Source organism: Bradyrhizobium sp. CCBAU 11361 (assembly GCF_028128935.1).
Lineage (GTDB): Bacteria > Pseudomonadota > Alphaproteobacteria > Rhizobiales > Xanthobacteraceae > Bradyrhizobium > Bradyrhizobium niftali.
This window is the reverse complement of the sequence record NZ_LBJZ01000083.1, coordinates 1-1018: the sequence shown is the minus strand read 5'-3', so window position 1 is coordinate 1018 and position 1018 is coordinate 1. Positions and strand designations below refer to the sequence as shown.

General features: G+C 58.0%; 2 pseudogenes. Both read right to left on the bottom strand.

The features are described from left to right. Nucleotides 1–14 precede the first annotated feature (14 nt). A pseudogene (locus XI08_RS09950) lies at nucleotides 15–289 on the bottom strand (IS701 family transposase); the annotation flags it as partial. Beyond that, nucleotides 287–824: pseudogene (locus XI08_RS09945) on the bottom strand (IS630 family transposase); the annotation flags it as partial. The pseudogenes XI08_RS09950 and XI08_RS09945, both read right to left, overlap by 3 nt. Between the last annotated feature and the right edge of the window lie 194 nt (nucleotides 825–1018).

The following is a 1018-nucleotide window of genomic DNA, read 5'->3' as shown; positions in this document are numbered from 1 at the left end:
ATGCGTTTGCGCTTTCAAGGATTTGCTTTCGGCAATATGGGCACTGCTGAGACGGCGGCCGAAGGATGAGATCGACGATGGCGAAACGTTGAGGCGGAGGCCCGTTGATTCTTTTTTTTCGCCCCGCGTATGCGAGGCGATGATGTTGCAGGAAGGCGTAGGCAATCATTGTCATCAGGGCGTGGCGATGAAGACCTTGCCATGATCGCCCTTCGAAGTGATCAAGTCCAAGCTCCTCCTTCAACTGCTGATGCGCCTGCTCACAAATCCACCGTGCCTTAATGGTCTCATCGACGCTGAGGAGAATGGCTCGGTTCGGGTAAAGCCAGACAATATCGCGACCTTATCGACGAATAGCGGATCGCTCGACAGTTTAAATGTCTGGCTGCGGTGCGGCTGCAGGCCGAACGCCGTCCACTTTCGGCGGATCGTGGTGTGAGAAAAGTCAGTTTCCGCAGCCATCGAGCGGATCGACCAGTGCGTCCGTCGCGCGGCGTCGTACGCAATGTCCGCTCGATTACCTCAGCAACCTGATCGTCGTCGATGGTTCGAGGGCGGCCAGGGCGGGCTTCGTCAAGCAGGCCATCACAGCGATCCTTCAAGAATCGGCGGCGCCACTTGCCAACGGTGTGTTCATGGATGCCAAGTTTGGCAGCCACCGACTTGCTTGGCAGACCATCTGCACACCGCAGGATCGCGCGGCAACGCTCAGATAGCGATCGGGCAACGCGATGACGACGAACCTGCCTCTCCAAGTACGCCCGCTCCTGCGGACTAAGCACCAGCGGCGCGATCGGCCGGCCTCGCACACCCGCATTCGCCACGAGCACTCTCCTCTGTAGAGATTCGAGCTATCAACCAATGTGACGAACTTGCGTTCCTGAGGACTAGGGTCTGTACCTAAATAGCGCCACGTGATTCTCTTGCCTACGTGTTGATTCGGGGCGAGAGAATGCGCGCTGGTTTGTTTTGGCTGAACGACAGGCAATGGGCGCGTATCGAACCGCATCTGCCGAGG